This window comes from Nocardia sp. BSTN01, from assembly GCF_015354405.1.
Classification (GTDB): Bacteria; Actinomycetota; Actinomycetes; order Mycobacteriales; family Mycobacteriaceae; genus Nocardia.
Genome location: NZ_JADKYP010000030.1, coordinates 1 through 23890, shown reverse-complemented (window position 1 = coordinate 23890; position 23890 = coordinate 1). Strand labels below are relative to the sequence as shown.

Genomic DNA, 23890 nt, shown 5'->3' with positions numbered 1-23890 from the left:
CCGTGAGTAACTTAATGTAGGGTAATCTCCCGGACGGAGCTTTAGATGTGACGGAGCTTTTCATGTGGACGTACGGCCACCCGATCGTGCGACCCCACCTCACGTGCCACCAGAACAGGAGGTCGACGAAGACCAATGCCGAACATCGTCGTACTGATCAAGCAGGTTCCCGACACCTGGTCCGAGCGCAAGCTCAGCGATGGTGACTACACCCTCGACCGGGAGGCCGCCGACGCGATCCTGGACGAGATCAACGAGCGTGCCGTCGAAGAGGCTCTGCTGATCAAGGAAGCCCAGGGCGGCGAGGTCACCGTTCTCGCCATGGGTCCCGAGCGTGCCACCGAGGCCATCCGCAAGGCGCTGTCCATGGGTGCCGACAAGGCCATCCACGTCAAGGACGACGCCATCCACGGCTCCGACGCCGTGCAGACCGCGTGGGTGCTCGCCGGTGCGCTGGGCCAGATCGAAGGCATCGAGCTCGTCATCGCCGGTAACGAGGCCACCGACGGCCGCGCCGGCGCCGTGCCGGCCATCATCGCCGAGTACCTGGGCATCCCGCAGCTCACCCACCTGCGCAAGCTGACCGTCGACGGCGACAAGATCTCCGGCGAGCGCGAGACCGACGAGGGCGTGTTCAAGCTCGAGGCGAACCTGCCCGCCATCGTCTCGGTCACCGAGAAGATCAACGAGCCCCGCTTCCCCTCCTTCAAGGGCATCATGGCCGCGAAGAAGAAGGAAGTGCAGACGTTCACCCTGGCCGACCTGGGCATCGACCCGTCGACCGTCGGCGTGGGCAATGCCGGCACCGCAGTCTCCGGTGTCACCCCGAAGCCGCCGCGCACCGCGGGCGAGAAGGTCGTCGACGAGGGCGAGGGCGGCAACCAGGTCGCGCAGTACCTCATCGGCCAGAAGGTCATCTGAGCCCACCGAGCGCAATCACCACAGACTTCAGGAGAAGCAACATGGCAGAAGTACTCGTGCTCGTCGAGCACGCCGAAGGTGCCCCCAAGAAGGTCACCACCGAACTCCTCACCGCCGCCCGCACGCTGGGCACCCCGGCCGCGGTCGTGCTGGGTGCGCCCGGTAGCGCCGACAAGCTGGCCGACGCGCTGACCTCGGCCGGTGCCGAGAAGATCTACGTCGCCGAGTCCGACGACGTCGAGGGCTTCCTGGTCACCCCGAAGGTCGACGTGCTGGCCGGTCTGGTCGAGTCGGCGTCGCCGGCCGCCGTGCTGGTCGCCGCGTCCGCCGAGGGCAAGGAGGTGTCGGGTCGCCTGGCCGCCCGCATCGGCTCGGGCCTGCTGGTCGACGTCATCGACGTCAAGTCCGACGGCACCGCCGTGCACTCGATCTTCGGTGGCGCGTTCACCGTGGACGCCAAGGCCACCGGCGACGTGCCGGTGATCTCGGTGCGCCCGGGCGCGATCGAGGCGGCCCCGCAGGCCGGCGCCGGCGAGAAGGTGACCGTCGAGGTTCCGGCTCAGGAAGAGGGCGTCACCAAGGTGACCTCCCGCGAGCCCGTCGCCGGTGGCGACCGTCCGGAACTCACCGAGGCCACCATCGTGGTCTCCGGTGGTCGCGGCGTCGGCAGCGAGGACAACTTCCACAAGGTCGTCGAGCCGCTGGCCGACGCGCTGGGTGCCGCGGTCGGCGCCTCGCGTGCCGCCGTCGACTCGGGCTACTACCCGGGCCAGTTCCAGGTCGGCCAGACCGGTAAGACCGTGTCGCCGCAGCTGTATGTGGCCCTGGGTATCTCGGGCGCGATCCAGCACCGCGCCGGCATGCAGACCTCGAAGACCATCGTCGCCGTCAACAAGGACGAAGAGGCGCCGATCTTCGAGATCAGCGACTACGGCATCGTGGGCGACCTGTTCAACGTCGCGCCGCAGCTGACCGAGGCGGTCAAGACCCACAAGGGCTGATCGAGACCCCTGCAGGGAGTACGGCTCGCCGAATCGGTACCTCGCGGTATCGGTTCGGCGAGCCGTCTGCGTTCGCGGGGGTTCAGTCCGGCGGACACGGCGCCTGGTTCCTGCCGACGGTGATGCCGATGACGGTCGGTATGCACAGCGCCAGTCCCCACGGCACCTCGACCCAGAACGGCCAGAAGTATCCGGCGCCGGTGGCCAGCCAGATCACGACGCACAGGATGTTGACGAAGACCCACGGCGTCCACATGATCAGCACCCAGGGCGGCACCCGACCGGCCCGCGCGGCGCCCGGCTGCTCCCGCACCGCGGGCAGATCCGACAGGACCGGCGACAACTCCCCGTAGGTGCGCGCGGCGTAGACCTGCTGGACCCGGTCGTCGAATTCGGCGAGATTCAATCGCCCCTCGTTCATCGCCGAGCGCAATCGCTCGACGATCTTCTCCCGGTCCGCGTCCGAGGCCCGCACGTGCTCGTTTCCCACGGGCCAAGCCTAGAGGCGACCCTCACCACGCGCCGGGGAACATCACCCGGAACCCGAACGGGCAGGCGGTAATCCGCTTGCGCTCCCCCGCCGCGCTCGGCCAGGCTGAGGCGGTGCCGACTCCGACCGGACCGCCGATCGCGCTCCCACCCGAGGTCGTCGAGACCGTGAAAACGTTCTTCGGCGCGCGCGGCCGGACCTGGCTCGCGGAGCTTCCCGAGCGGGTCGAGACCCTGTGCGCGCGCTGGCAACTGACGCCGCTCGGTTCCGCGTTCGCCGGTGGCACCCATTCCTATGCCGCTCCCGTCCGCCGCGCCGACGATTCGGAGGCGGTGCTGAAGATTCCGGTGGTCGACCAGGAGAACGTGGGTGAGGCGGCCGGGCTGTACTGCTACGACGGCGACGGGGCGGTCCGCCTGCACGACTACGATCCCGGCAGCGGCGCCCTGCTGCTCGAATGGGCGCGGCCGGGTACGCCACTGCTGGCGCAGCCCGGATTCCCCAGTATGGAAGGTCTGCCGGAACACGCGGACAAGGTCGATCTGGCCTGCCGCTTGTATCGGCGTCTGCGCCGCCCGCCCGTCGCACTTCCCGACGGTTATCCGGACATTCCCACCGTTTCCGCACTGGTCGCCGACTGGACGGTCCGCTTCGGACAGCCGAAATCCGAACTGGTTCACGCCGTTCCGTTCACCCTGCTGGACGCCGCGACGGCTCGATGCGCCGAACTGTCCCGGCCGCGGGAACCGCTGGTCGTCGTCAATCGCGATACCCACCTGGGCAATATCGTTGCCGCCGAGCGGGAGCCGTGGCTGCTGATCGACCCGAAACCGTATCTCGGCGAGGCCGCATTCGATATCGGCTTCCTGATCATGATTCGGATTCAGCGCTTGCCGACCGCCGAGCACGCGAAACGAATGGTCACCGCCACGGCCACGGCCACCGCCGTCGACCCCGGGCGCGCGTGGCGGTGGGCGTTTCTGCGGGCAATGGAGGAAATAGCCTGGGCCGTCGATGATCACGCAGCCGACGACCTGCGGTTACACCTCGCCGTCGCCACCGCGCTGCACGCCGTCGCGGCGTCTTTCGAGGTGAAATCGAGGCGCGGCGAACCCGCCGCGTCCGAAACACCGGCGATGAACATATTCCCTACCGAGCCGTAGATAACGAATCGGTCGCTGCCACCCGGAATTGCTGCTATCTTTGCTGTCGTCGGGTGCTGGGGCCGATCGGGATCCTCCACCGGTAGGTCGATGGTGAATTCGCCTGTCCGGTAAGCGCTTCGAGGTCCCATTCAGGTTAGGTGCAGTATCATCCTGCCTGCCGCGTTCCCGCCGTCCGACCTGAGTGTTATCCCGGCCGCGTCGTTCGCGGCCGTCGAGTAGGGAAGGACGAAGCGGCCGGAAATCCGGCACCGAGGGAACTGATGAATCAAGCTACCGCCGTGACTCTTTCGTGGATCCTCGCCGCAATTCTGATACTGACGATCGCGGGAGCTCTGTATGCCGCGTATTACGCGTCGCAGCAGCGCGCCCGCGCCCGCAGTGCCGAGGCGGAATTGCGCGCCCACGAGGACGAGCTCGAACATTTCACGAGCACCACAATGGGTTTGGTGGCCGACTCCGTGCGCCGCGCCGAATCGACGGTCGAATTGCCCGCCATCGACCGCGGCGGTTCTCGCTTCGCCCAGCTGCTGCAGCGGCTGACCGAGCGTTACGCCGACGACCTGCACCGAGTGGCCGCCGAAACCCATGAACGCACCAGCCACGAGCTGGATTACGAGAAGCAGCAGGCGATCTCCGCCACCGAGGCCAGCATCCGCGAACAGGTCGAGAACGCCTCCCGCGAGGCGACCAGTGCCGCGGTGCGCGCGTTCGGCACCTCCGTGGTCAGTCTGGGCGCCGACGTCGGCCAAGTGGTGAGCGCCGCGCTGCGCCAGCACCGCGGTGACGACGTCTACGAGACGCTGATCCGCATCGACCACAGCGTCCAGCAGATGATCCGCCAGGCGCAGTCGTACGTGATCGTCTGTGGTGGTCTGCCCGGCCGCCGCTGGCCGCAGCAGTCGCTGACCGACATCGTCGGCGGCGCGATCGGCCGCGTCCGCGACTTCACCCGGATCCGCCCGCAGCAGCTCGACCGCGTGATCATCAGCCGTGCGGTCGAACCGCTGGTGCACACGCTGGCCACGCTGCTGGACAACGCGCTGCGGTACTCGCCGCCGACCTCGTTCGTGGACGTCACCTTCCAGGAGGGCCACCACGGCCTGACGGTGATCATCGACGACGCCGGTGTGCGGATGAATCCCGAGCAGATGGAAGAGGCCCGCCAGGTCCTCGCCGGCGAGCGCACCGTCGACATCCATCAGCTGGGCCCGACCCCGCGGGTGGGTTTCCCGGGCATCGCCGCGCTGGCCCGCCGCTACGGCTTCACCGTGTACATCGACGGACCCAATATCTACGGTGGTATGCGCGCGATGGTCTACGTACCCGAGGGACTGCTGGCCGCGCGGCCCGACAACCTCGAAAGCGTCACGGCGCCGCCGATTTCCACACCGATCGAGGTCGCCGCGGCACCCGCCGCGGTCGCGAGCGGCAATGTTGCCCCCGCACCGGTGAGCCCCGCCCCGGTGAGCCTCGCCCCGGCGCCGGCCGCCCCGGTCGCCGAGGCCGAACCGTTGCCGGCCGCGGACCCGACACCGACCGGTCAGTCGTCCACGGTGCACGAGATCACGCCGGGCGGGCTGCCGCGCCGGCGGCGGCGCAGCGTGGCGTTGCCCGCCTCCGCCCGCGGGCCCCGCACCGATACCGGACAGCCGCATACCGATACGGGCCTGCCCCGCGTCGATATCGCCGAAGCCTGGCAGACCGGTTCCACCAGCGGACGTGCAGCCGCACATGACAACTCCGAAGGGATGACATCCTGATGGCCACACCCGGCACCACTGTGACCGACGGCGACAACAAGCTGTCGTGGATGCTCGAGGATCTGACCGTTCCCGGCGTCCGATTCGCCGTACTACTGTCCGAAGACGGCCTGCGCATCGCACACGTCGGCGCCATCTCCCTCGACGACGCCGAGCGCTTCGCCGCGGCGGCGTCGGGCCTCAGATCCCTGGGCAAGGCCCTCAGCGAATTCTGTGGCCCCGCGAATTCGGTGCGGCAGAACATGACCGAGTACGACGAGGGCATGATCTTCATCACCGCGGCCGGTGAGGGCGCCCTGATCGGCGTCTCGACCATGCCCGACGTCGACGTCAGCATGGTCGCGCACCGGATGAACGAACTCGCCGTCAGAGTCGGCCGCGAACTCGGCAGCCTGCCCCGCCACAGGCCCGGTAGCGATCGGGCATGAGCAAGCACCGGCGCGATCCCGACCTGGTCCGTGCCTACGTACGCACGGGCGGACGTACCCGTGCGAGTCGTTCGGTCGACCTGGTGACACTTGTTGTGGCAGCACAGGATCCGACGCCCGGTGCCAGTCCGGACGCGCGCCGGGTTTTGAACGTCTGTAGTCGGCACGCTGCACTGTCGCTCGCCGAGGTGGCCGCATATCTCGACCTGCCGCCCTCGGTAGTGAAGATCGTGGTATCGGACCTGCTCGACAGCGGCCATCTGGTCAACCCGACCCCGGCGGATTATGTGCCGGAGGTCGCCCTGCTCGAGGAGGTACTGAATGGGCTCCGCGCTCTCGCCGTCTGAGCGCCCGACTGCCCTGTCCGAACGACCCGCCGCTGTGACCGACCGTACGGTCGACTATGTACCGGAAACGGTCACGCGGTCGGTGAAGCTATTGGTTGCAGGCAATTTCGGCGTCGGTAAGACCACGTTCGTCAGCAGCGTCTCGGAGATCCGTCCGCTGCGCACGGAAGAGACCATTACCGAGGCCAGCGTCGGTATCGACGACATGGCCGGACTCCCGGGCAAGCAGACCACCACGGTGGCCATGGATTTCGGGCGCATCACGCTCAATCCGCAACTGGCGCTGTACCTGTTCGGTACGCCGGGGCAGCGCCGATTCCTGCCGTTGTGGGAGGAGCTCGCCAACGGCGCACTCGGTGCGCTGGTGCTGGTCGACACCCGCCGCATCGACAAGGCCGACGAGGTGCTGTCCATCCTCGAGGAACGCGGCGTGCCGTATTCCGTGGCCATCAACGAGTTCGACGGTGCGCATCGCTTCCCGCTCAGCGAGATCCGCGATGCGCTCGATCTGGAACCGGGTACCCCGCTCACCGCGCTGGACGCGCGTGACCGCGGCACCTGCCTGCGCTCGCTGATCACGCTGGTGGAATTCCTGTTCCACCGGCTCGAACCGCGGTCCTGAACGTTTCCGACCCGAGCAACGCCGCACCGGCCTCCGGTGCGGCGTTGTTCATATCAGGAGCTGTGCAGGGCGGCCAGCAGGGTGACCAGGATCGGTGAGCGCCGGACATCGCTGCGGAGCACGGCCGATACCGGAACGCGCAGCGGCCGCCCCGCGAGTTTCAGGGTGGCGATACCTTCGGTGGCACTGTCGGCGTACAGGATGGTCCAGGCGTCCGGCCGGTTGATCAATTCCATTGTCGCGGTGTGGTCCGGGGGGATCGGCGGACCGTAGCTGGGCCGGGTCGGCAGTTCGGCGAACGCGTGCCGGACGACGTTGTGCAGAAGCACCTGTTCCGCCTCCGGCGGCAGCAGGAGCGGATATTTCCCCAACTCGGCCAATGTCACATCACCGCGGCCGGCCAACGGGTGGGCGGTGGAGGCGGCGATGACGAGGTCCTCCACCCACAGCTGTTCGACCGTGAGACCGGGCTGTTCGACACTGCCCCTGATGAGAGCGAGATCACAGTCACCGTCTGCGACCGCGGCGATGCGCTGCCGGAAAGGCTTGATCACGAACTCGATTTCGGCACCCGGATGCGCTTCGCGTGCTCCGGCTATCGCCGATAGCGATCTTGTTGCGAAAGACATGTTCGCCGCCAGGCGAATGCGCGGCCCCGAGTCGCGTACAGCTGCGCGAATAGCGGATTCGAGGCTCAGCATTTGTTTCGCAAGGGGAAGTAGCCGAATAGTTGCCTCAGTCGGCACAACCGAGCGCGTGGAGCGTTCGAAGAGCTGAACACCAAGATCATGTTCGAGCCGCGCGATTTGATGACTGATAGCCGATTGCGATATGAAGCAGCGCACAGCGGCGCGACTGAAGCTCAACTCCTCGCACACCGCGACGAAGTAGGTGAGCTGACGCAGTTCCATCAAGATCTCCATTCATGAATGATCTAGATAAGAGTCATCAATATTATGCGCCCTGACCCCCGAAACATCCAACCTATGAATCGCGTTTACTCATGACAGAAGGAGGCTGTCATGCAAGACGTGGATGCGGGAATCGAAACCACCGATGTGGTCATCGTGGGTTCGGGGTTCGGCGGGCTCGCCGCCGCGAAGCAGCTCAGCAAATCGGGAATCAATTACGTGCTCATCTCGGCGACGCCGGAACATCTGTTCCAGCCGCTGCTCTATCAGGTAGCGACGGGTGTGCTCCCGTCCACCGATATCGCCCCGCCGATCGCGCAGATCCTGCGCCGGCACAAGGGCTCGGATGTACGGCTGGGCAAGGTCGTCGATATCGACGCCGATGCCGCCGTACTCACCTACGACACCGAGCAGGGCCCGCGCAAGATTCGCTACGGCTCGCTGATCGCGGCCACCGGGGCCACCCAATCGTATTTCGGCCGCGACGATTTCGCGGAGAAGACGTTCTCGCTCAAGACCATCGACGATGCCAAACTGCTGCGCGCGCAGATCGAGCGCGTGTTCGCCGAGGCGGCGAAGGCCGATCCGGAAACCCGTGAACGGCTGCTGAGCTTCGTGGTCGTCGGGGCGGGCCCGACCGGCGTCGAGGTCGCCGGCCAGCTCAAGGAGCTCGCGAAACGCCACTATCACCAGGAGATCTCGGTAACCCTGGTCGAGGGTGCCGGCGCGGTGTTGCCGCCGTTCGGCGGCAGCCTGTCGGAGTATGCGCGCGAATCGTTGAGCCGCAACGGCGTCGAGGTCCTGCTGGACACCTTCGTCACCGATATCGAGGCCGGCAAGGTGACGGTGAAGACCAAGGACGGTGTCGAGCGCGGTATCGGCGCCGAGACCGTGGTGTGGTCGGCGGGTGTGGCGGCCGGCGGATTCGCCACGCTGCTGGCCGAGGCCACCGGCTGCGACACCGACCGCGCCGGACGGCTTCTGATCAACCCGGACTGCACGGTGGGCGGGCACGCCGATATCTACGCCATCGGCGATATGACGTCGCTGAACGGCTATCCGGGCCAGTCGCCGACGGCCATGCAGGAGGGCCGCCACGTCGCTGACATCATCCGCCGCAAGAAGCAGCCCGGCACCCCGTTCGTGTACTGGGACAAGGGCTCGATGGCCGTGATCAGCCGGTTCAGCGCGGTCACCAAGCTCAACGACCGCATCAAGTTCACCGGCACCGTCGCCTGGGCCACCTGGCTCGCCGTCCACCTGGTCTATCTGGTCGGCTTCCGCAACCGCTTCGTCGCGGTCCTGTCCTGGCTGGTGGCGTTCATCGGCACGGGCCGCCCGGGCTTCGACGAGAGCGACAAGCCGCGGGCGACGACGGTTCCCGAGAACCGGCAAGCGGCTTAGCGTCACTCCCACCGACGTTCCACCTTCCGGCCCGCGCCGACGATGCGGGCCGGAACGCGCGGCCTCGGAGTCTCACGCCGCTCGCTCGACTTCCGCGTCGGTGGTGGCCATGGCGAACAGATCCTCGGCGAGGACATCGGGATGTACGCGCCGAATGTCGTCGGGTTCCACCGTGGCGAAGCGGCCGGAATCGAACAGCTGTTGCGCCGCACTGTTTTCGATGAGGCGGGTGATGAGCAGAGCGCCCACCCGCACTCCGCTCGGGCGGACCTGCTGATCGATCGAGTGCAGATAGTTGAGCAAGGCCGACTGCGGCACGCTCGAACTGGCCAGCGCCGCTTGTGGTTCGCGCACCGATCCCCCCTGAGCGATGAGGACGGCGCCGGAGCCGCGGGCCGACATCGCGGGCAGCAGCGCGTGCATGATGCGCACCGGCGTGGTCAGGTTGATCGGCAGCCAGCTGCGCAAGGTGTCCGCGTCCAGCGACAACGCGTCCACCGGGAGCCGGCTCACATCACCCGGGCTGTAGATCACAACGTCCGCAAGCCCGTGCCCCGCCCGCAATTCGGCGAGTACGTGGTCGATCCGAGCGTCGTCGGTGAGATCGGCGAGCAGCACATCCACCTCGATCTCCTCGGCCGCGAGCCGGGCCCGCAACCGTTCGAGCGTCTCGGGGTTGCGCGCGATCAATGTCACCGAATAGCCCGCACGGCCGAAACGCAGCGCCGCCGACAATCCGAGCGCGGGACCCGCACCGAACACTGCCAGATGTGGCATGGCCGAACCTCCATAACTCGAGATGGCACTCAAATTGAGCACCCCCTCAAGTTAAGGCCAAGTCGAGTGGGTTTTCAAGTTGTTAGTGTGAGGTCATGGCCGAGCAGGTGGCGAGTACCGGGGATACGATCGTCGGCGCGCGTCCGCGGCGTCGTGATGCCCGGGACAACCGGGACAAGATCGCCGCGGCGGCCCGGCGGCGGTTCACGGCCGAGGGCCTCGACGCCTCGCTGAATCAGATCGCACGCGACGCCGGAGTCAGCATCGGCACGCTCTACAACCACTTCCCCACCCGCGAAGCGCTGATCGACGATGCGCTCCTGGACCTGGTCGTGGCGTCGGGCCGCAGCGCGGAGGAGGCATTGCGGGCGGAGGACCCCTGGATCGGCCTGGTCGACCATCTCACGAAGCTGGCGCAGTGGCAGGCGAACGACCGCGGCTTCACCGATATCTGCGTGTACTCGCTGCCCGCCGACAGTCCGATCGAAGTGGCGAAACATCAGGGCCACATTCTGTTCCGGCAACTGGTGGCCCGGGCGCAGGAGGCCGGGCAGCTGCGTAGCGACGTCACCGAAACCGATCTCGGTCTGCTGCTGTGGTCGGTGGTGCGCGCGACCGATGGCGTACGCGACGTCGCACCCGAGGCGTGGCGCCGGCATCTGACGGTCCTGCTCGACGGCTTACGCGCCGAGGCCGCCCACCCCCTGCCGGGCAGCGCGCTCGACCCCGAACAGGTCCGCGCGGCAATGACTCTCGGCTGAAGAACTCTCGGCTGAAGACCCCCGGACACAGCAGTCCCCGGTAGTCTCCATCGATACCTGAACGTCAGTCGTCGCTGATCGTTCGGGATATTCGACTGGCTTGCCGGGGGCCTGGCCAGATCCTGGAAACCACCTCGCCGGTCGTTCGACGTCTCGTCCGACTACGTGATGATTTCCGGTGTTCCGGTGTATCACCTAGTTTCCTCCTGATTTTTCTCCAGTCAAGACCTCGAGAAGGAAAAACTACAGCTTGGCGAGCACTTTTTGGACGGTGAGCCAGGTGCGGGTGGTGATGTCCTTGCCGTAGACGGTCTCGAGCCACGCCATGTGATTGGGAGTCCCCGCGACGGAGTTGTCGAGGACCGCCAGCAGAGCTCGCGCCGGTTCGTCGAAGCGCACGATCCGCACGGCCGACTCCAGGTCGCGGGGTAGTTCGGGCGGTGCGGCGCCCGCGCGATCCTTCACGAACGTCGCGGTGAGGTAGGTGCCGCGGCAGTGCGTGAGGCCGGGAAAGGGATCCGAATCGACCAGTTTCTGCACTTCGTCGCGGCTGCGGATGATGGTGCCGCCGGCGATGCCCAGCTCCGCCTGCAACGCCGCCTGAATACGCGATTCCATTGCGGCGATATCGGTTTCGGTGCTGCCGAAGACGATGTTCCCGCTCGCCAGCACCGACCCGACGCCCTCGTAGCCGAGTCCCTCGAAGACCGCCCGCACCTTCTCGTTGCGCATATTCGGATTGCTGGGCATGATCCCCCGCAACCAGGCCGCATACCGGTTCATGAGCGGAAGGCTACCCGGCGCCACCGACAGGAACGCCGGTTCCGCGGCCGGAGGATCGGGCTATCCGGCGGACGCGTCCGGCAGGCGTTCGTAGGTCAGATGGGCGAGGCTCGTGCCGACCGTGCGAACGCCGGTGAGCCGCACGTGGCGCGGCGATACCGGTGCCGAGCCGCCGGTGTGCGCGAAGAGCCGGCTCCCCGCACCCATCACCACCGGAAATACCGCCAGTCGCACCTCGTCGACCAGGCCGTGGCCGGTCAGCGCGTGGACCAATTCGGTACTCGCGTAGACCCGGATCTCGCCGTCGACGAGGTGTCGCACTCTCGACACCTGCTCGGCGAGATCGCCCCGCAGCACGGTCGTGTTGTTCCACTCGGGATCCGGCAGCGTCGCGGACACAACGTATTTCGGCAGACCGTTCATGCGGTCCGCGGTCGCGCCGGTGCGCCGCGGATACCGGGCAGCGAAGTATTCGTAACTGCGCCTGCCCAGCAGCAGTGCCTGGGCGTCCAGCACATCGTCGTGAATCAGCCGGGCCCATTCCGCGCGGTCCTCCGGTGACAGCGCCGCACGCCAATCCGCACCGCTGAAACCCTCCTCACCGGTCGGATCCTGGGTCACTCCGTCGAGCGATACGTTTTCGAAGACGACGATCTTTCCCATGGCGGTACTCCTCTGTGGGTGGCGGGACTTCTACAGAGACAGACACCGCAGCATCGGCCGAAATGGTCGCGTCCGGACCGACACATTCACTGTCGCCGCGGTGTCCATATTCGTGGAGGTATGACATGACGGACGGAGATGACGACGCGGTGGCGATCGGCGATCTGATGGCCCGGGCGCGGGCAGGCGACAGTGCGGCCTTTCGGGCATTGACCGCGCCGTACCGCGCGGAGTTACAGCTGCACTGCTACCGGATGCTGGGCTCGCTCCAGGATGCCGAGGACGTCCTGCAGGACACGATGCTGGCCGCGTGGCAGGGCATCGGCGCATTTCAGGAACGCTCCTCGCTGCGCACCTGGCTGTACCGGATCGCCACCAACCGGTGCCTCAACGCGCGCCGGGCCACGGGCCGGCGCCGGGCGAAGGAGTGGGACGTGCCGAACGTGGAACCGCCGGAGCCCTCGAGGCTGGGCGAGGTCGTGTGGTTGCAGCCCTGTCCCGACGCGCTGCTCGAGCAGGCGCCGCCCGGCCCGGAGGCCCGCTACGAGCTGAGCGAGTCCGTCTCGCTGGCCTTCGTGACCGCACTACAACTGCTGCCGCCGCGCCAGGTCGCCGTCCTCGTCCTGCGCGATGTCCTCGGTTTCCGCGCGACCGAGACCGCCCGGATGCTCGACACCACCGTCGACTCGGTCAACAGTGCCCTCGCCCGGGCCCGCGCGGCACTCGAGCGGCGCCGCCCGATCGGCCGATCACCGGCACCGGGGTCGGCCGACGAGGCCGCGATCGTGGCGAGATTCGCGCACGCGTGGGAATCGGCCGATGTGGACGCGCTCGTGCGACTGCTGACCGACGACGTCTTCATCTCGATGCCGCCGATTCCGTTCGAATACGTGGGCCGCGAGGTCGCCGCCCGCTTCTGCGCCGGAATCTTCGCTGCCGGGCGGCGTTTCGATCTGGTTCCGACGCGCGCCAACGGCCAACCGGCGTTCGGCGCCTATCTGCGCGGCCCGGACGGCAGCAGTCACGGCACCGGCCTGTACGTCCTGTCACTCACCGGCGGGCGCATCGGTGCTCTGACCCGATTCGAGAGCACAGTGCTGCCGTGGTTCGGACTGCCGCGCACGCTACCGAGCCGATAGCGGTACGACGGGAACGCCCGTTCGCCGGATCAGTCCGATCCGGCGCCGACTCCCGCCTTCTTGCGTTCGATATCGGCCAGGGCGGCGGCATGCCGGGCCCGCTCCTCGGCGGCGTCGTCCCAGGCCTTCTTGCGGTTCTTGACCACCCGGGCGGGAGCCCCGACGGCGATGCTGAAATCGGGGATCTCCCCCTTCACCACGGCATGGGCGCCGAGCACGCAGCCGCGGCCCACCCGGGTCTCGCGCAGCACGGTCACCTTGGCCGCGATCCAGGTGTCGGGGCCGATGCGGACCGGGCTCTTCACGATGCCCTGATCCTTGATCGGCATCGTCACATCGTCCATCCGATGGTCGAAGTCGCAGATGTAGCACCAGTCCGCGACCAGGGTCGACTCGCCGATCTCGATATCGAGATAGGTGTTGACGACGTTGTCCTTACCGAAGACCACCTTGTCGCCGATGCGCAGCGAACCCTCGTGGCAGCGCAGCGCGTTGCCGTCGCCGATGTGCACCCATTTGCCGATCTCCATCCGGCCGAGCTCCGGCGTGGCGTGGATCTCCACATTGCGACCGAGGAAGACCATGCCGCGCAGCACGATATGCGGATTCGCCAGCCGGAATTTGAACAGCCGGTAGTACCGCACCAGGTACCACGGCGTGTACGCCCGATTGGCGAGCGCCCAGCGCAGCGACGCCACGGTCAGAAAGCGCGCCTGCTCCGGATCCCGGCGGCGCGAACCCCGCCAACGCGAACGCAACGGTGCGCCCCACATGCTCGTCACGGGCCAGCTCCCTTTCCTCGGGCGACGGTTACCTCGGTGGTCACCTGATCGAGGTACCAGCGTACTTTCGCACCGCGGGCGCGCGCTTGCGCCCCGGGAAATCGGATCGCGGACACTCCCCGGTGGCCGGGTGGCCGGTCGCATTCTCACCCAGCACGCTGTCACGGCGGTGAATGTTCTAGTCTCGTGCAGGCCCGTTACGAACAGATGGGAGTCCAGCAGGTGCGAAGCGGCAGCCGGCGACCCGAGCGCAGCGAGCACGACCGCGGCGGACACCACCCGACGATCTTGCGCCACTCGGTGATTCGGGGAGGCGCCCCGAGGCGCGTCATCGCGGCGGTGGGCACCCTGGGCCTCCTGATCCTGACCGGATGCGGCAGCAGCACCATCGACGACATCAAGGTCGGTTCCGGCAAGGGCTGGCAGTCGGCGTTCCACGACGCCCGCAACAGCGGCGCGAGTTCGGTCACCGGCGCCCGTCATCTCAGTCTGAGCTGGTCGCGGCCGATCGGCGGCCCGCTGGCGAACGCGACCACGATCGGCCCGGACGGCCAGCTGTTCGTCACCTCCCGCACCACCACCGACTGTGTCGGCAAGCCGGGGACCACCGGCATGATCTTCTCGTTCCAGATGCCCACCGGGCGCAAGCGTTTCTGTAACGCGCTGGGACCGGATGCCGTCGCGGCGGCCTCGGCCGTCGACGGGGCGAGCAATGTGTATGTGGGCGACGACGGCGCGGTGTTCTCGTTCAACCCGCTGGGGCAGCCGCGCTGGCGCACTCCCGTTGCCGGCGTTCCGGTCTCGGTGCAGTTCACCCACGACGGCACCGTGTTGTCGGTGTCGCAGTCCGGTCAGGTCGACGTCCTGGACCGCCAGACCGGCGACCGCGAGGTGTCGACCTATCAGGTGCTGGGCGATCCCGACTTCCTCTCCCACCCGAATGTGGCGCGCCCGCCGGACGGGCAGGGCATCGACGACTGCGCCGTCGGCGGTCCGCAGTGCGCGGTGGCGAATGTGTCGGCGCTCGACCCGAATTCGGGCCGGTTCTATCTGACCGCGTGGCGCACCGGCGCCCCCACGGCGTCCCTGGTGGCGCTGCACTACGCCGACAAGAAGGTCACCCAGGACTGGAGCGTCGACATCCTCACCGACGGCAGCGCGACGAGCCCGGCACTGGCGGCGGACGGGAAGACGCTGTACGTGGGTGACAACAGCGGACGGCTGCTCGCCGTCGACACCGCCGACGGCCACACGAAATGGACACAGCCGCTGGGCTTCACTCCGCGCGGCGGCATCTCCGTGCTCGACGGCCTGCTGATTCCGGCCGGCGACGACGGACATCTGATGGCGTTGCGCGACAACGGCGACCGCGTCGACATCGCCTGGGAGCGCAAGGATCTCACGCTGCGCGGCCGTCCGGTGCAGACCGCCGGCGACACCGGCTACGTGGTGGTGCCGATGGGTGAGGCGCTGCATCTGCTGACCTTCGACACGAAGTCGGGTAAGACGATCGCCTCGGCCCCGCTGCCGAGTGCGCAAGGTACGACGGTGTCCACCGCGATCGGGCCCGACGGCCAGGTCGTGGTCGGCACCCGGATCGGCGAACTGTTCGCCTTCACACCGGACCGCTGACCTCCCCGCTCACCGGGCGGGCGGGGTTTCGCAGACGAATGCCGTTGCGGTCCGGTCGATCCGGGTGATCACCACGGTGTGCGGGGTGCTGCCCCGGGGTTTGATCCGGCGGCGCAGCGCATCGGGATCGACGTCGACGCCGCGAAGCAGGATCTCGAGCGGACCGCAGTCGCGACGGTGCAGTTCGCCGCGCAGCGCCTTCTCCCGGAATTCCAGCCGATCCAGAATGCGGAAGCCGCGCACCCCCGGCGGCACGGTGTCGCCGGTAAGGTAGGCGATGCGCGGATCCAGTTGCCAGAGGCCGTATCTCGCGGCGTAGTGACGGACCAGACCGGCCCGGACCACCGCGCCGTCCGGGTCGACGAGCCAGGTTCCGGGCTCGCGTTCGGGAAGGTCGTCGGGCTCGGCGTCGGTCAGCGACCACGACGAACCGTCGCTACGCAACACCGTGGCCCGCCTGGTCACCCCGGATTCGGTGAGTCCGCGCGACCACAGGCAGGCTTCGCGGACGGCGCCGTCGAGGGAGACCACCTCGACCTCACCATCCCAGAAGAGCCCCTCGTAACCGTCGGCGGCCGCCCGGTCCGCTCGCGCGGGCAGGGGTTGCGCGTCCGGCCGCCGCAGCGCGAAACGGTCGAAATCCAGTCCGGGAGCGCACTTCACGACCAGATCGCGGTCACGATGGGCGGCCAGCAGCTGCGGCAACGGTGGTTGCAGCCGATCCGGATCGTGGGTGCGCCGGCCTCCCGCGCGCCGCGCCGGATCAGCGATCACCACGGTGCCGGTACTGCACGGCCGCAGCGCATCGGCCTGCAGCAGAGCGACATTCGGCGCGTCGGCCAGATTGTGCGCGGCCATCGCCAGCCGCACCCGGTCCAGATCGCTCCCCAGCACCGCCGGGCATTCCCGCCGCAGCGCGGCCAGTTCCGCGCCGACCGAGCACGTGACGTCGTGGACGGGACGCCCCGCCAGCCGCCGGGCCCGGTGTCGCGCAACGAGACTCGGCGTCGCCTGCTGCAGAGCGTCGTCGGTGAACAGCCACTCGGCCGCGTCGTCGAGTTTGGCGGCCGCCCGCCGGCGCAGCCGCACGGTCTCCACCAGCGCGGCTGTGCGGTCACCGTAGTCGCGCCGCAGAGTTTCCAGATCCCGCAGCATCGTCGCGGGAGTCAGCGCGAATTCCCCGGCCTTCGGCAGTGCTTCCCGGCCGGCCGCGCTGTCCAGATAGGCGACATCCCCCGCTGTGAACGAATATCCCATCAGCGCGGCCCCGGGCGTCCGCGCGAGACCGGCTGCGCCGCAACCCTTGTCGCGCGGGCGGAGGCTTCGCGCCGGTAGGACACCGACACCGGTTGCGCGGTCTCGTCCCGCGATCGAGCGCGGAACGGCGCACGACAGCGCGCTCCCCGGACCGCCTCCGGCCGCGAAGGCATGAAGACACTCTGCCGGCCGAACGGGAGCCGGCCGATCGGGCTGCGACCCGGCAGGGCCACCGCCGACGGCCGGAGCACGCATCCCACGCCCGTCGAGACGGTCCACGCCGGACCGGCAGCGTTGCCGGTCCGCACGCGAAACAGCCTGCCGCCCACTACTTTCCGGCGGCGCCCGGCTTGACGCCGGTGATCATGGCGTTGTAGAAGAACTGGCGCGGCACCACGTGGCGCAGCACCTTCTCGTCGAGCTTGCTCAGACCGAGCCACGCCTTGTACTGGGCCATCCGGTAGCGCCAGGTCAGCTTCTCCTCCGGCACCGCGGCCTCGAAGGTGCGCACCGGCCAGCCCCACAGCGCGGCGGCGAATTCCTCGGTCTCGGCGTGCACCTGCACCGCACCCGCGCTACGGGCGATCTGCTCGAGTTCGGAGGGATCGAAGGTGTGCAGGTCGACGACGGCCTCCAGGGCCGCGGCCCGCGACGACTCGTCCAGTTCGGCCTGCGGTCGCCGCCAGTCGGACAGGAACGGCAGCTTGGTGACCTCGGTGGTGACCTTCCAGGTGATCTGGCCCAGTTTGCGGGCGTAGAGGTTGCCGATGGTGGTCGGCTCACCGGCGAAGACGAAGCGGCCGCCGGGCTTCAGCACCCGCAGGCATTCCCGCAGCGCCTGCTCCACGTCCGGAATGTGGTGCAGCACAGCATGTCCCACGACCAGGTCGAAGGTGTTGTCCTCGTAGGGGATGGTCTCGGCGTCGGCGACACGGCCGTCGACATCCAGCCCCAGATTCTGCGCGTTGCGGGTGGCGACCTTGACCATGCCCGGCGACAGGTCGGTCACCGAACCGGTTTTCGCCACCCCGGCCTGCATCAGATTCAGCAGGAAGAAGCCGGTGCCGCAACCGAGTTCGAGGGCCCGCTCGTACGGCAGCGGCGCATTCGGGGCGACGGCGTCGAAGCGGCCGCGCGCGTACTCGATGCACCGCTCGTCGTAGGAGATGGACCATTTGTCGTCGTAGGTCTCCGCCTCCCAGTCGTGGTAGAGGACCTGCGCAAGTTTGTTGTCGGTGAGCGCGGCCTGGACCTCGGCCTCGGTGGCGTGCGGGTTCGGCGCGGGGTCGTCAAGACGTGCGGTCATGGTCGCACAGCGTATCGAGTGATCACGCGGAGTGGGTCAGCGGCCCAGGAATTCCGCGGCACCCGGACCGGACGCCGAATAAGAACGTGTTCCTACGCTGCGGTCTTCGGTGTCGAACAGCTCAGCCCACTCGGCGCGGGCGCGGTCGAGGCCGTGCGGACCGGCCTCGAAGACCCGTTTCGCGGCGGCCAGCGCGCGGGCCGGACCGGTGGTGAACTGCCGCGCCCACCGCAGCGCCGCGCCGAAGACGTCGTCGGGAGCGACCACTTCGTCGACCAGCCCGATCGCCGCGGCCTCCTCGGCATCGACATAGCGGCCGGTGTACACCAGATCCTTGGCCTGGCCCGGGCCCACGAGCAGCCCCAACCGGCGGATGCCGGCCACCGGGATCAGGCCCGCCCGGATCTGCGGCAAGCCCAGCTTGACGTTGTCACCGATCAACCGGCGGTCGGCGCCCAGAGCGAGCTCGAGTCCCGCGCCGACCGCGTACCCGGTGACGGCGGCGATCGTCGGCTGCGGAATCCGGGCCAGACAACCCAGCGCCTGCTGCAGATCCGCGGCGACGGCACCGGCCTGGCCGGTCGTCCAGCGCGCGAGTTCGGCGACGTCGTCGCCCGCGCTGAAGATTCGCTCGTCGCCGTAGACGATCACCGCCCGCACCTCGTCGTCCGCCGCGAGGGCGTCGGCGGCCGCCGCCAGCTCCAGCGCCAGCTGCAGATCGATGAGATTCAGCGGCGGCCGGGCGAAACGCAGTACGGCGATTCCCGCCTCGACACGGTCCACGGTCACGAATTCGGCCACAGCGGCGAGCCTACTGTGCGTGGCGCGACACCTCCGACGTCGGGATGTTCGCGCCGGTTCCGCCCGCCGGACAGCGCGTCGCCGTCCGGGCTGCCGCTAGCGCGACGGGACGCTGGCCGACCCGACCCGCGAGGCGAAACGGTCCCCTGGTACGAGCCCGCCGCACGGCGACCGGTGCCGGGTAGCAGCTCGCGACTCGGCCCCGTGCCCGTGGCCGGGTGAGTTCGGTCGTACTGCCGGCTCAGTCTCGCTTCGAACCCTGCAACCGGGACGCGTCCGGCATGTCGGCGAAATACCGGTGGTTGTTCGGGAATTGCAGCATCGGCTGACCGTCGACCGGTTCGAAGATCGGCATGATCGGGCTGATCGCACGATCGGCCGCGAGAATCTCTGCCGTGGAGGCGAATTCGGCGATCGAGCTCAGCTGCGTCCAGGTCGGCGGCAGTAGGACGTCCTCGCCGGCCCGCCAGCGATCCAGCGCCTGCGCCGGGGTCCGCCACGCGACGTCGTGTGCCTCGGTCGTAGCGCCGTCGGCGCGCTGCCCCTCGGGCAACACCGCGACGAAGAAGTAGGTGTCGTAGCGGCGCGGTTCCACCACCGGGGTGATCCAGTTGTCCCACGGGCGCAGCAGATCCGCGCGCAACACCAGATTCTCGTTCGCCAGGAAATCGCCGAACGACAGTTCGCGGCGCTCGAGCTTCTCCCGGGCACTGCGGTAGGCGGCGGTGTCGGAGACGACGGTGTCGGCGGTCGGTCCCGCCAGCAGCACACCGCATTCCTCGAAGGTCTCCCGGACCGCGGCACACACCAGCGCCTGCGCGCGAGAGCGGTCGACCCCGAAACGCCGGCCCCACCACGTCGGGTCCGGCCCTGCCCAGCCGATTTCCGCATCCGCGTCGGAGGGGTCGACACCACCACCGGGAAAGACCGTCATGCCGGCCGCGAAGGCCATCGCCTTGACCCGTCGTTGCAGGAATACCTCCGGTCCGGATGCGCCGTCACGCACGAGCACTACGGTCGAAGCGTCCTTCGGCGCCGGTGGCTCGGCCGGGGTTTCCGCAACAGATTCACTCACGATCGCACCATAACGCGCGCTCGGTTCCGATCGGCAGCAGGTGTCCGAAAGCGGCACCGGCGCACGCCGCGCGATCGGGGTTCAGGCGCGGTGGCGGCCGAAGCGTTGCGAGCGCCGCGCGAAATACCGTCCGTCGATGCGATCGAGGGCGATGGACTGGCGGAAGGCCTCGCTGAGATTCTCCGCGGTCAGCACATCCGAAAGCAGGCCCTGCGCGATCACATCGCCCTCGTTGAGCAGCAGTGCGTGGGTGAAGCCGGGCGGAATCTCCTCGACGTGATGGGTGACCAGCACGGTCGCCGGAGCATCCGGGTCGGCGGCCAGATCGCCCAGTTGCTCGACCAGTTCCTCGCGGCCACCCAGGTCCAGCCCGGCGGCCGGCTCGTCGAGCAGCAGCAGTTCGGGATCGGTCATCAGGGCGCGGGCGATGAGGACGCGTTTGCGTTCGCCCTCGGACAGGGTTCCGTAGGCGCGGTCGGAAAGGTGTTCGGCGCCCAGGCTTTCCAGGATGTCGACGGCGCGGTCGGTGTCGACCTCGTCGTAGCGTTCCCGCCAGCGGCCCATCACGGCATACCCCGCCGACACCACGAGATCCGACACCGTTTCGTCCAGCGGGATCCGGCTGGCCACCGCCGCCGATGACAGGCCGATGCGCGGGCGCAGTTCGCTGATGTCGGTCTTGCCGAGCACCTCGCCCAGCAGCGTGGCCGACCCCGAGGTCGGATACAGCTCGGCGGCGGCCATCCGCAGCAGCGACGTCTTCCCGGCGCCGTTGGGGCCGAGCACGACCCAGCGTTCGTCGAGCTCCACCTGCCAGGTGACGGGACCCACCAGGGTGTGGCCCGACCGCCGGACGGTCACCTCGTTGAAATCGATGAGCAGATCGGGATCCGGTTGCGGCACGAGCTCCATCTTTGCCGACGCGCTCGATCCGTTGCCAACGTGGTCGGTGTGCACGCTATCCGTCATAGTCGGCCTCCCGCTCCCCCACGATCCGAATCGACCATTGCCACAGTGACATTCCGCACGTTTGGCACCCTACGGGGCTCGACACCGCCATGGCGCGCCGCGCCTTCACTCGGTGTGCGATGGATGATCGCACCGCGCTACGCCGCGTCGTCGAGCGGGCTGATCGGCGGCGCCGCCGCGATCACCGTCATCGATCCGGGTGCGACTTCGGTGAACCCGGCATCCCGAACGGCGGCGATGGTCTCCGGCCCGTCGCTACCGTTCACTCGGGCGCACAGGCGGGCCCACTGATCCGGCTCCGCATCCCGGACGGCGCAGCGGAATCCACGCTGCGCCCAGGCGAAGGCTTGTTCCACCGGCAGCGCACCGGCCAGCAACATGCTCGCGTGACCGACCTGCGCCGCCGCCTTGCCGACGGTCATGCCCAGGGCCGAATTCACCCACAGCACAGGCAGTTCCGGATCCGGCGGGCCGGGCTCGTCGTGTTCGAGGTCGGTGCCGCCGATCTGCAGTTTGCGGATGCGCGGGTCGACCTCGCCCACCGGACCGGGTACCAGGGCGCGGGCCTCGGCACCGTCCACCTCGACCGTGACGCCGTCCACCTCGCCGGCCGCGAGCCACTGCGCGCCACGGGCACGGCGTGCGACCTTCCGGATACGCGAGCGCTTCCACCCGAGGTAGCGGCCCTGCCACTCGCCGTCCGGACCCACCCGCGGGTCCAGGCAGAGCGCCACGGCCGCGGCGGCCGCCGCCTCCAGTACCGCACTGCGCAGCGGCGGTTCGGCTTTCGGAATGTGCAGGACCATCTGCATCGCCTGCACCTGCGCGGGATCGTCCGGGTCGCCGCCGCCACCATAGCCGAGTGCGAGCTCCGCATGCCGGGCGCGGAAACCCGCATCCAGCAGGAGCGGCGGTGCGGCGCCGGGGCCGGGCGCGTCGAGCTCGGGTTCGGTCATCAGCTCAGCGGCACCCGGCGCAGCAGACCGTCACGAGCGTCCGCGGCCTCGACCTCGTCGCGGGTGACACCGAGGATGAAAAGCACCGCGTCCAGGAACGGATGCGACAGCGCCGTGTCGGCGACCTCCCGCAGTGCGGGCTTGGCCTGGAAGGCGATACCCAGGCCGGCCGCGTTGAGCATGTCGATATCGTTGGCGCCGTCGCCGACCGCGACGGTCTGTTCCATCGGCACGCCGGCCTCGGCCGCGAAACGCCGCAGCGCGACCGCCTTTCCCGGCCGGTCGACGATTTCGCCGATGACCTGGCCGGTGAGCTTGCCGTCGACCACCTCGAGGGTGTTGGCGTGCACGAAATCCAATTCCAGTTCGTGCGCCAGCGGTTCGATGACCTGCCGGAAGCCACCCGAGACCACGCCGCAGCGGAATCCGAGCCGGCGCAGGGTGCGAATGGTGGTCCGCGCGCCGGGGGTCAGTTCGATCCGCTCGGCGACCTGGTCGATCACCGTCTCGTCCAGTCCGGTGAGGGTGGCGACGCGCTGGCGCAGCGATTCGGCGAAGTCGATCTCCCCGCGCATCGCGGCCTCGGTGACCTTGCGGACCTCCTCCTCGACACCGGCGTGCGCGGCCAGCATCTCGATCACCTCGCCCTGGATCAGGGTGGAGTCGACGTCGAAGACGATGAGTCGCTTGGCCCGCCGGGCCAGACCCGCGCGCTCGACGGCGACGTCGACCTTCTCCTTCGCGGCGACCTCGGCCAGCGCCGTGCGCAGGCGGGTTTCGGCCAGCGCGTCCTCGGTAGCCGGTGCGGTGACCATCAATTCGAGGCCGGTCACCGGATAGTCGGCGATGCCGCGGATGGAGTCGATGTTCACCTCCTGCGCGGCCAGCGTGCGGGCGATCGTGCTGAACGCGCGAGCGGTCACCGGGCTGCCGAGCACCACCACCGCGTGTGTGGACAGCGGCGCCCCGGAGACCGAGTTGGCGCCGATCTCGACATCGACCTGCATGCCGACGGTCGCCATCGCGTCCTCGAGCTGATCCTGCAGATCCTCCGGATCGCCGGGACTCGTCACCAGCACACCGAGGGTCAACCGGCCCCGGATCACGACCTGCTCCACATCCAGCAGGCTCACGCCGTGCCGGGACAGCGCCGCCAGCAGCACCGAGGTCACGCCCGGTTTATCGGGTCCGGTGACCGTGATCAGCACCGTCGTCTCGGTGGCGGTGCCACGATCGGACTCGGACGTGCCCACGCGCAACTCCATCTCTTCGTCACAGCTCCTCGCGCCGGCGATCGCGGTCCGCCGACGGCCAGCAGACATTCTCTCAGGTCGGGTGCGGCCACCGGCGCGCACCGGTCACCGGAGGCGCCGCCGCAGCCCGGCCCGGCGCGGCACCCCCGAAACGCCGAACGCGGCGGCCGTCGCACTGGACGGCCGCCGCGCCGGGACTTCGCTACTCGATGCGGGGTACTAGCTCGACACCTTCTCGAGCTCGGCCACGTGCTGGGACTTCGAGCCCCAGCCCACGTGCGCCTCGGCCCGCATGCGCTCCACCATGTGCGGGTAGTGCAGCTCGAACGCCGGACGCTCGGAGCGGATCCGCGGCAGTTCGTAGAAGTTGTGCCGCGGCGGCGGGCAGGTGGTGGCCCACTCCAGCGAGTTGCCGTAACCCCACGGGTCGTCCACGGTCACGACCTCGCCGTAGCGGTAGCTCTTGAAGACGTTCCAGATGAACGGCAGCGTCGAGGCACCGAGGATGAAGGCGCCGATCGTGGAGACCGTGTTCAGGGTGGTGAAGCCGTCGGTCGGCAGGTAGTCGGCGTACCGGCGTGGCATGCCTTCGGCGCCCAGCCAGTGCTGGACCAGGAAGGTGGTGTGGAAGCCGACCATGGTCGCCCAGAAGTGCCACTTCGCCAAGCGCTCGTCCATCATGCGGC

At 68.5% G+C, this 23890-nt stretch carries 25 protein-coding genes; 11 read left to right on the top strand and 14 right to left on the bottom strand.

All coding sequences use genetic code 11. From position 1 onward, the window contains the following. Positions 1 to 135: 135 nt before the first annotated feature. The gene (locus tag IRT45_RS22370; protein ID WP_036504046.1) at positions 136 to 921 is read left to right on the top strand and encodes an electron transfer flavoprotein subunit beta/FixA family protein; all 786 of its coding nucleotides are present in this window, start codon (positions 136 to 138) and stop codon (positions 919 to 921) included. Between the two features lie 41 nt (positions 922 to 962). Next, complete coding sequence (locus IRT45_RS22365; RefSeq protein ID WP_194807785.1) at positions 963 to 1922, top strand: electron transfer flavoprotein subunit alpha/FixB family protein; 960 nt, start codon at positions 963 to 965, stop codon at positions 1920 to 1922. Positions 1923 to 2004: 82 nt separating this feature from the next. Here IRT45_RS22365 and IRT45_RS22360 read toward each other — a convergent pair whose 3' ends face one another. Continuing rightward, positions 2005 to 2412, bottom strand: a complete 408-nt coding sequence (locus IRT45_RS22360) for a DUF1707 domain-containing protein (protein WP_194807784.1) — start codon at positions 2410 to 2412, stop codon at positions 2005 to 2007. Between the two features lie 113 nt (positions 2413 to 2525). Between IRT45_RS22360 and IRT45_RS22355 the strand changes: the two genes are divergently transcribed. The 5 genes from IRT45_RS22355 (at position 2526) to IRT45_RS22335 (ending at position 6735) form a co-directional block, all read left to right on the top strand. Beyond that, complete coding sequence (locus IRT45_RS22355; RefSeq protein ID WP_194807783.1) at positions 2526 to 3575, top strand: aminoglycoside phosphotransferase family protein; 1050 nt, start codon at positions 2526 to 2528, stop codon at positions 3573 to 3575. A 281-nt stretch (positions 3576 to 3856) separates the two neighbouring features. Beyond that, positions 3857 to 5338: an ATP-binding protein gene (locus IRT45_RS22350; RefSeq protein WP_309241097.1), complete on the top strand. Its 1482-nt coding sequence runs from the start codon at positions 3857 to 3859 to the stop codon at positions 5336 to 5338. Then, entirely contained in the window at positions 5338 to 5766 is a 429-nt protein-coding gene (locus IRT45_RS22345; protein WP_194807781.1) for a roadblock/LC7 domain-containing protein, read from the top strand. Before IRT45_RS22350 ends, IRT45_RS22345 begins: the two co-directional genes overlap by 1 nt. Next, positions 5763 to 6113 (top strand): DUF742 domain-containing protein, encoded by a 351-nt coding sequence (locus tag IRT45_RS22340; RefSeq protein WP_036504052.1) that lies wholly within the window; start codon positions 5763 to 5765, stop codon positions 6111 to 6113. Before IRT45_RS22345 ends, IRT45_RS22340 begins: the two co-directional genes overlap by 4 nt. Continuing rightward, positions 6088 to 6735, top strand: coding sequence for an ATP/GTP-binding protein (locus IRT45_RS22335; protein WP_083871019.1), 648 nt, complete (start codon positions 6088 to 6090; stop codon positions 6733 to 6735). The genes IRT45_RS22340 and IRT45_RS22335 overlap by 26 nt, the downstream gene beginning before the upstream one ends. Before the next feature lie 53 nt (positions 6736 to 6788). Here the strand turns inward: IRT45_RS22335 and IRT45_RS22330 are convergent, their stop codons facing one another. After that, on the bottom strand, positions 6789 to 7646 hold the full coding sequence (locus IRT45_RS22330) for a LysR family transcriptional regulator (RefSeq protein WP_194807834.1): 858 nt from the start codon (positions 7644 to 7646) through the stop codon (positions 6789 to 6791). Positions 7647 to 7757: 111 nt separating this feature from the next. Here IRT45_RS22330 and IRT45_RS22325 point away from each other — a divergent pair, with 111 nt between their 5' ends. Beyond that, a complete protein-coding gene (locus tag IRT45_RS22325) occupies positions 7758 to 9050 on the top strand; it encodes an NAD(P)/FAD-dependent oxidoreductase (protein WP_194807780.1) in 1293 nt (430 codons plus the stop codon). A 72-nt stretch (positions 9051 to 9122) separates the two neighbouring features. Here IRT45_RS22325 and IRT45_RS22320 read toward each other — a convergent pair whose 3' ends face one another. After that, complete coding sequence (locus IRT45_RS22320) at positions 9123 to 9827, bottom strand: SDR family oxidoreductase (protein WP_194807779.1); 705 nt, start codon at positions 9825 to 9827, stop codon at positions 9123 to 9125. Between the two features lie 95 nt (positions 9828 to 9922). On the opposite strand from IRT45_RS22320, the gene IRT45_RS22315 reads away from it, so the two are divergent. Then, positions 9923 to 10588, top strand: a complete 666-nt coding sequence (locus tag IRT45_RS22315; protein WP_194807778.1) for a TetR/AcrR family transcriptional regulator — start codon at positions 9923 to 9925, stop codon at positions 10586 to 10588. A 243-nt stretch (positions 10589 to 10831) separates the two neighbouring features. On the opposite strand, the gene IRT45_RS22310 is transcribed toward IRT45_RS22315, so the two are convergent. Further along, the gene (locus tag IRT45_RS22310) at positions 10832 to 11371 is read right to left on the bottom strand and encodes a DUF1697 domain-containing protein (RefSeq protein WP_194807777.1); all 540 of its coding nucleotides are present in this window, start codon (positions 11369 to 11371) and stop codon (positions 10832 to 10834) included. A 60-nt stretch (positions 11372 to 11431) separates the two neighbouring features. Further along, positions 11432 to 12034 (bottom strand): dihydrofolate reductase family protein, encoded by a 603-nt coding sequence (locus IRT45_RS22305; RefSeq protein ID WP_194807776.1) that lies wholly within the window; start codon positions 12032 to 12034, stop codon positions 11432 to 11434. Between the two features lie 125 nt (positions 12035 to 12159). On the opposite strand from IRT45_RS22305, the gene IRT45_RS22300 reads away from it, so the two are divergent. Continuing rightward, on the top strand, positions 12160 to 13173 hold the full coding sequence (locus IRT45_RS22300; protein ID WP_228534776.1) for an RNA polymerase subunit sigma-70: 1014 nt from the start codon (positions 12160 to 12162) through the stop codon (positions 13171 to 13173). Positions 13174 to 13202: 29 nt separating this feature from the next. On the opposite strand, the gene IRT45_RS22295 is transcribed toward IRT45_RS22300, so the two are convergent. Next, entirely contained in the window at positions 13203 to 13946 is a 744-nt protein-coding gene (locus IRT45_RS22295) for an acyltransferase (protein WP_194807832.1), read from the bottom strand. 348 nt (positions 13947 to 14294) lie between these two features. Between IRT45_RS22295 and IRT45_RS22290 the strand changes: the two genes are divergently transcribed. Beyond that, on the top strand, positions 14295 to 15587 hold the full coding sequence (locus IRT45_RS22290; RefSeq protein WP_309241096.1) for a PQQ-binding-like beta-propeller repeat protein: 1293 nt from the start codon (positions 14295 to 14297) through the stop codon (positions 15585 to 15587). Positions 15588 to 15596: 9 nt separating this feature from the next. Here IRT45_RS22290 and IRT45_RS22285 read toward each other — a convergent pair whose 3' ends face one another. From IRT45_RS22285 to IRT45_RS22250, 8 genes are all read right to left on the bottom strand, one after another. Continuing rightward, positions 15597 to 16844 (bottom strand): class I SAM-dependent methyltransferase, encoded by a 1248-nt coding sequence (locus IRT45_RS22285; RefSeq protein ID WP_194807775.1) that lies wholly within the window; start codon positions 16842 to 16844, stop codon positions 15597 to 15599. A gap of 328 nt (positions 16845 to 17172) precedes the next feature. Further along, a complete protein-coding gene (locus IRT45_RS22280) occupies positions 17173 to 18150 on the bottom strand; it encodes a class I SAM-dependent methyltransferase (protein ID WP_194807774.1) in 978 nt (325 codons plus the stop codon). Positions 18151 to 18186: 36 nt separating this feature from the next. Further along, on the bottom strand, positions 18187 to 18951 hold the full coding sequence (locus tag IRT45_RS22275) for an enoyl-CoA hydratase-related protein (RefSeq protein ID WP_194807773.1): 765 nt from the start codon (positions 18949 to 18951) through the stop codon (positions 18187 to 18189). Between the two features lie 241 nt (positions 18952 to 19192). Continuing rightward, positions 19193 to 20026, bottom strand: coding sequence for an NUDIX domain-containing protein (locus IRT45_RS22270; RefSeq protein WP_194807772.1), 834 nt, complete (start codon positions 20024 to 20026; stop codon positions 19193 to 19195). An 81-nt stretch (positions 20027 to 20107) separates the two neighbouring features. Then, a complete protein-coding gene (locus tag IRT45_RS22265; RefSeq protein WP_194807830.1) occupies positions 20108 to 20938 on the bottom strand; it encodes an ABC transporter ATP-binding protein in 831 nt (276 codons plus the stop codon). A gap of 194 nt (positions 20939 to 21132) precedes the next feature. Beyond that, positions 21133 to 21951, bottom strand: a complete 819-nt coding sequence (locus IRT45_RS22260; protein WP_194807771.1) for a peptidyl-tRNA hydrolase — start codon at positions 21949 to 21951, stop codon at positions 21133 to 21135. Then, positions 21951 to 23204 carry a phosphoserine phosphatase SerB gene (serB, locus tag IRT45_RS22255; protein ID WP_227995335.1) on the bottom strand — a complete coding sequence of 418 codons (1254 nt, stop codon included), beginning with the start codon at positions 23202 to 23204 and terminating at the stop codon, positions 21951 to 21953. The genes IRT45_RS22260 and serB overlap by 1 nt, the downstream gene beginning before the upstream one ends. 219 nt (positions 23205 to 23423) lie before the next feature. Beyond that, the coding region (locus IRT45_RS22250; protein WP_194807770.1) for a cbb3-type cytochrome c oxidase subunit I at positions 23424 to 23890 on the bottom strand (467 nt) is incomplete at its 5' end.

Coding starts and splice junctions, on each gene's coding strand:
- IRT45_RS22285 (WP_194807775.1), bottom strand. CDS start 16,844: ATGGGATATTCGTTCACAGCGGGGGATGTCGCCTATCTGGACAGCGCG.
- IRT45_RS22305 (WP_194807776.1), bottom strand. CDS start 12,034: ATGGGAAAGATCGTCGTCTTCGAAAACGTATCGCTCGACGGAGTGACC.
- IRT45_RS22300 (WP_228534776.1), top strand. CDS start 12,160: ATGACGGACGGAGATGACGACGCGGTGGCGATCGGCGATCTGATGGCC.
- IRT45_RS22335 (WP_083871019.1), top strand. CDS start 6,088: ATGGGCTCCGCGCTCTCGCCGTCTGAGCGCCCGACTGCCCTGTCCGAA.
- IRT45_RS22340 (WP_036504052.1), top strand. CDS start 5,763: ATGAGCAAGCACCGGCGCGATCCCGACCTGGTCCGTGCCTACGTACGC.
- IRT45_RS22320 (WP_194807779.1), bottom strand. CDS start 9,827: ATGCCACATCTGGCAGTGTTCGGTGCGGGTCCCGCGCTCGGATTGTCG.
- IRT45_RS22260 (WP_194807771.1), bottom strand. CDS start 21,951: ATGACCGAACCCGAGCTCGACGCGCCCGGCCCCGGCGCCGCACCGCCG.
- IRT45_RS22265 (WP_194807830.1), bottom strand. CDS start 20,938: ATGGAGCTCGTGCCGCAACCGGATCCCGATCTGCTCATCGATTTCAAC.
- IRT45_RS22310 (WP_194807777.1), bottom strand. CDS start 11,371: ATGAACCGGTATGCGGCCTGGTTGCGGGGGATCATGCCCAGCAATCCG.
- IRT45_RS22315 (WP_194807778.1), top strand. CDS start 9,923: ATGGCCGAGCAGGTGGCGAGTACCGGGGATACGATCGTCGGCGCGCGT.
- IRT45_RS22365 (WP_194807785.1), top strand. CDS start 963: ATGGCAGAAGTACTCGTGCTCGTCGAGCACGCCGAAGGTGCCCCCAAG.
- IRT45_RS22295 (WP_194807832.1), bottom strand. CDS start 13,946: ATGTGGGGCGCACCGTTGCGTTCGCGTTGGCGGGGTTCGCGCCGCCGG.
- IRT45_RS22325 (WP_194807780.1), top strand. CDS start 7,758: ATGCAAGACGTGGATGCGGGAATCGAAACCACCGATGTGGTCATCGTG.
- IRT45_RS22330 (WP_194807834.1), bottom strand. CDS start 7,646: ATGGAACTGCGTCAGCTCACCTACTTCGTCGCGGTGTGCGAGGAGTTG.
- IRT45_RS22370 (WP_036504046.1), top strand. CDS start 136: ATGCCGAACATCGTCGTACTGATCAAGCAGGTTCCCGACACCTGGTCC.
- IRT45_RS22280 (WP_194807774.1), bottom strand. CDS start 18,150: ATGACCGCACGTCTTGACGACCCCGCGCCGAACCCGCACGCCACCGAG.
- IRT45_RS22345 (WP_194807781.1), top strand. CDS start 5,338: ATGGCCACACCCGGCACCACTGTGACCGACGGCGACAACAAGCTGTCG.